Here is a 4,617-nt window from a genome sequence, read left to right as displayed (position 1 = left end):
AACCAACCCGACCGGGAACGTTCGAGTCAGCACACCAATGGCCGCCCGGTCAACCAGACCACACCCCGGATCAGCACCCGTCTCAAGATCCACAAACCGCAGGCTATCGGCTGCCTCGCGAACTAAACGACCGGCATTGGGCCTAGTCCGCCTCTCCGAGTTTTAAAAGTGTGCGTTGCGTCCCGGCGAATAGTGCGGGTATCGAGGTGGATGGTGGCTGGGTGCCGTCACGGTCCCCTGAGGTTCCGGTGGTCGGTGCAGGACTTCACCCGATGATCTACGAGACAGGCCTTAACCCCGCGGCGAAGCCGTTCCCTGGCCCGCGCCACCCGCCGCGTGGCCCGCGCCCACGAGCCTCGCCCACCCGCGGCGAGGTGCTGGCCCGACCCTGGAGCAACGTCCGGCCCGCGGCCGGAGTTATCCACAACCGGCCCAACCATCCACAACTCCGCAGCTCAGCCCCCTTTGTGTCGGTACCCACCGATAGACTGGCGATACGGGGTGCCCCCGGAGTGGGCGGGGGCTGCCATCGTGCGTGCGCGTGCGCGCGAGGTTTCGGTTTGTGCGCGCGGTTCGGGCCCGGGCATGAGGGTTCCGGCGCGAGGTTCCTGGCTCCCGCGCGAGGCCCGGCTCCCGACTTCACCTTTCCGCCCCGAGTGAACGTCCTGGCGCAATCCCATGACCGGCGTAACCTTGTAATTATGTAAGTCAGCCGGTTGGAGGCTGTCATGTTCGGAAGATGCGGGGTGGGTTTCATGGGTCCGAGAGGGCATCGCTGGGGACCGGGGCGTGGCTGGGGCGGACCCGGTGGACGCGGCCGGGGCCGGGGCGGTTGGCAGCAGGCCGACCTTCCCTCCGCCGACGACGCGTCCGCCTGGTTCTCCGGGCGGCTGCCGGAGGGCTGGTTCACCGAGGCGCCGATGGTCGTCGTCGATCGGGAGGAGATCACCGTCGTCGGGCAGCTGCCGCCGCTCGAGGGCGAGTTCGCCGACGACGCCGCGCGCGCGGCCGCCGAGTCGGGCCGGATCAGCCGGTTCCGCGAGGAGACCCGCGACGAGCGCATCGAGATCGCACGGCAGGCGGAGCACAAGTACGGCCGCAAGGTGGCGTGGGGCGCCAAGCTCGGCGACACCGAAGAGCTGTTCACCACCCTGTCCGTGCCGGTGATGACCCGGCTGCGCCAGGAGGAGCGGCTCATCCTCGACACGCTGGTCGACGCCGGCGTGGCCCGCTCCCGCTCCGAGGCGCTCGCCTGGGCGGTGCGGCTGGTCGGCGAGCACGCCGACGAGTGGCTGTCGGAGCTGCGCGAGGCCATGTCCAAGGTGGACGACCTGCGCGCGAAGGGCCCCGAGCTGTAGCACTGATACGCCGGCGGCACGTCCGACGATGGTCCGGGCGTGCCGCCGGTCAGCTCGCCCGTTCCCGACTTCACCACGGTCCTCGGCCAGATCCTCCAGTTCCTCGGGGTCAACGGCTACTTCGTCGCGCTCGTGCTCGCCGTCTTCGCGATCCAGTCCTGGGTCTCGGGCGGCAAGCAGGTCGTGCGCGGGGCCGCGGTCGTCGGCGAGGCGGTCACCCGCGGCGGCAGCTGGCTGGTCCGGCAGCGCCCGGCGCGCATCGCGCTCGCGCTCACCACGACGGTCGCCGTGCTCGTGCTGCAGGTATTCATGGTCCGGCTGAGCTACGTCGGCGGCAGCATCATCGCGACGCCGTTCGACCCCGTGCGCCGGGCCGCGCTCGACGCGGCCTACGGCAGCTCGCCGCTGCTGTTCACCGACGCCGGCTTCCTCTCCCGGTTCCTCGCGATGGACTGGATCTCCGCGACCTACGTCCTGCTGTCGGTCCTGATCCTGGTGCTCGCCTACCGGGCCGGCAGCTCGACGATCCCGACCTGGCTCTGCCTCGCGGCGCCGTACTGGCTCTTCCTGTTCGGCGGCTTCTCGGTCGCCGCGATCACGCTGACGATCAACCTGCTCCTCGCGTTCGCCAACATCCTCGCCGGCATGCCGATCGACTGGAGCCTCACCCAGGAGTACGTGCTCGGTGCGCCGTACCTCACGATCGACCTCGTCGCCGGCATCTACTGCGTGGTCGCGATGGCCGCCGTCCTGGGCGCCCGCGCGGTCCGTCGCTTGTGGACGGTGGAGGAGAGGCAGCTAGGCGGTACGGCGTAGGCCGGTGCCGACGAGCGCCAGCAGGACGAGGATCACCGCGCAGAACACGGTGAGCCCGGTGGCCAGCGAGACCACCTGCGTGGCCAGGCCGATCCCGAGGATCGGCAGGGTGAGACCGAGGTAGGCGGCGAGGAAGATCCCGGCGGCCGCCTCACCCCTCGCGCCCGGGCTGGCCATCCGGGCCGCGGCGCCCATGGCGCCCTTGAACAGCAGCCCCGCGCCCACTCCGCCGAGCGCGCCGGCGAGCAGGAACAGCCACAGCGACCCGGCCACGCTGCCGGCCAGCAGCACCGTGAAACCGGCGAGCAGCGCACCGACCCCGACCGTCAGCTGCCGGTCGGTGCCGAGCCGGCCGAGACCCACCTGAGCGAGCACGGCGAACAGGAACACCACGCAGGACACCAGCCCGGACACCGCCGCCGACGCCTCGCCCAGGCTCGTCGCGAGGATCTTCGGGGCCAGCGAGGTGAAAAGCCCGAAGAGCGCGAACGCGGTGAACGCGCCGGCGGCGACGACCAGGTAGCGCGGCCGGGCCGGGCGCGGCACCGACACGCGCTGGGGCCGGTAGGGCCGCGCGGTCTGGGTGACGGTCTCCGGCACCAACGCGATGCCGAGCGCGCAGAGCAGCAGGACGACGAGGAACGCGGCGTAGACGGTGGTCAGCGGGCCGCGCACGTACTGCGCGAGGGTCCCGGAGACCAGCGTTCCGAGGCCGAGCCCGCCGAGGTTGGCTGCGGTCGCGACGTACGCCGTGCGGGTCGATCCCGGCCACGCCCGCGCGCCGAGTTCGGAGAGGTGGGCCGTGGCGGTGGCGGTGATCAGTCCGATGCCGAGCCCGCTGATCACCCTGGCGACGATCAGCAACGCCAGCGAGTGCCAGCCGATGAACAACGCGGCGGCGAGTGCCTCGGTCAGGACGCCCGGAAGCAGGAGCCGGCGCCTGCCCACCCAGTCGGAGAGGTGGCCGGCGAGGAACAGGCTGATCAGCACGCCCACGGCGTAGGCGGAGAAGGCGACCGCGATCATCACGGTCGAGAAGCCGTCCGTCGCCTGGTAGAGGGGCCACAGCGGAGTGGGCACGGTCGAGAAGGCCATGGAGATCAGGAAGGTCGCCGCGACGACCCAGAAGCCGCGTTGTTCGTTCACAACTCCAGCGTGTGCCTGTTCGTCGTTCGTGAAAAGCGATAAAGTCGGATGGTTTCGATCCTCAGAGCGGATGGATCCAGCCGTGGAGCTGCGTCAGCTCGAGTACTTCCTCGCCGTCGTCGAGCACGGCACGTTCACCGCGGCGGCCGCGCACCTGCACGTCGTGCAGTCCGGCGTGAGCAGCACGATCAAGGCACTGGAGCGCGAACTGGGCGCGCCTCTGTTCGAGCGCTCGGGCGGTCCCGGCCGGCCCACGCTCACCGAAGCGGGCTGGATGCTGCTGCCCGAGGCCCGCGCGCTGATCGAGAACGCAAGGGTGGCCCGCGAGGTCGTACGCGGTGGCCGGCAGCTGCGTGGTGAGCTGAACGTGGGTGTGATGAGCTCGGTGGGGCCGGTGGACCTGCCGACGCTGCTGGCCCGCTACCGCGCGGTGCACCCGCTGGTCGTGGTGCGGCTGCGGGTGAAGCCGCGTGGGTCGGCGGACCTGGTGGAGGCGTTGCACGCGGGCTCGCTGGACGTGGCGTTCGTGTCGCTGGCCGACCCGACCCTGGTCCTGCACCCGATCGCCCGCGACCCGCTGGCCCTGCTCCTGCCCGTGTCCCACCCCCTGGCCGCCGGCCCCCTGACCTTGGCCGACGTAGCCGCCGAGACGTGGATCGACGCCCCACCGGGCTTCGGCAACAGGACCGTTGTGGACGCCGCGTTCAACCGCGCGGGCCTGACCCGGGAGGTGGCCCTGGAGGTGGCGGACGCGGCCTGGGTCCCGGCCTTCGTCGCGGCGGGCCTGGGCATCGGCTTCGTCCCGGCGACCATCCCGTCGAACCCGAAGACGACAACCCGCCACGAACTCCCCGACGCCGACCTCCGCTGGCCCCTCTACCTGGCGACGACGAGGGACCGCCTGCGCCGCCCGTCGATCAACGCCTTCCTGGCCCTGCTCACAGATACATAGCCAGCCAGATCGCGATGTAATGCCGGCGAGTTCTGGCTGGCCAGCTCGATGGCCTGATCCTGCCGCTGAGCTGCACAAACGTCTGTGGCTAGTTCTCGCGCATTGTCGGGTCTGCCCGAGCCCAGACGGCCTGGAGACGGCCTGATCATGGTCCGCACAGCGCGGTCAGGATGTCGACTCATCCTGGCCGCGCTGCCGCGTCCGCGGCTCTCCTCCGGCACCTACAACCCACCGTCGCTCTCGCCCCTGCTATCTCGTAGCGCCGGGTCGGCGGTGTCAATGGTGGGCGCTTGCGACCATCGCGCAGCGACGCGTAGCGCCATTGACGCCGTCGGCCCGGCGTTA

Annotated in this window: 4 protein-coding genes; 3 read left to right on the top strand and 1 reads right to left on the bottom strand. The window is 70.8% G+C overall.

All coding sequences use genetic code 11. The features are described 5' to 3' along the window. Positions 1-755: 755 nt before the first annotated feature. Together VGD70_RS31500 and VGD70_RS31495 are read left to right on the top strand one after the other, a co-directional pair. A complete protein-coding gene (locus VGD70_RS31500) occupies positions 756-1,358 on the top strand; it encodes a hypothetical protein (RefSeq protein ID WP_331087814.1) in 603 nt (200 codons plus the stop codon). Between the two features lie 39 nt (positions 1,359-1,397). After that, positions 1,398-2,174, top strand: a complete 777-nt coding sequence (locus tag VGD70_RS31495) for a hypothetical protein (RefSeq protein ID WP_331087812.1) — start codon at positions 1,398-1,400, stop codon at positions 2,172-2,174. Here VGD70_RS31495 and VGD70_RS31490 read toward each other — a convergent pair. Continuing rightward, on the bottom strand, positions 2,157-3,320 hold the full coding sequence (locus VGD70_RS31490; RefSeq protein ID WP_331087810.1) for an MFS transporter: 1,164 nt from the start codon (positions 3,318-3,320) through the stop codon (positions 2,157-2,159). The genes VGD70_RS31495 and VGD70_RS31490 overlap by 18 nt on opposite strands. Before the next feature lie 70 nt (positions 3,321-3,390). Between VGD70_RS31490 and VGD70_RS31485 the strand changes: the two genes are divergently transcribed. Then, positions 3,391-4,272: a LysR family transcriptional regulator gene (locus VGD70_RS31485; protein ID WP_331087807.1), complete on the top strand. Its 882-nt coding sequence runs from the start codon at positions 3,391-3,393 to the stop codon at positions 4,270-4,272. Positions 4,273-4,617: the final 345 nt, after the last annotated feature.

The sequence above is a fragment of the Actinophytocola sp. genome (genome assembly GCF_036402745.1).
Taxonomy (GTDB): Bacteria; Actinomycetota; Actinomycetes; order Mycobacteriales; family Pseudonocardiaceae; genus Actinophytocola.
The sequence above is the reverse complement of the archived record's forward strand: the minus strand, read 5'-3'. Positions and strand labels throughout refer to the sequence as shown.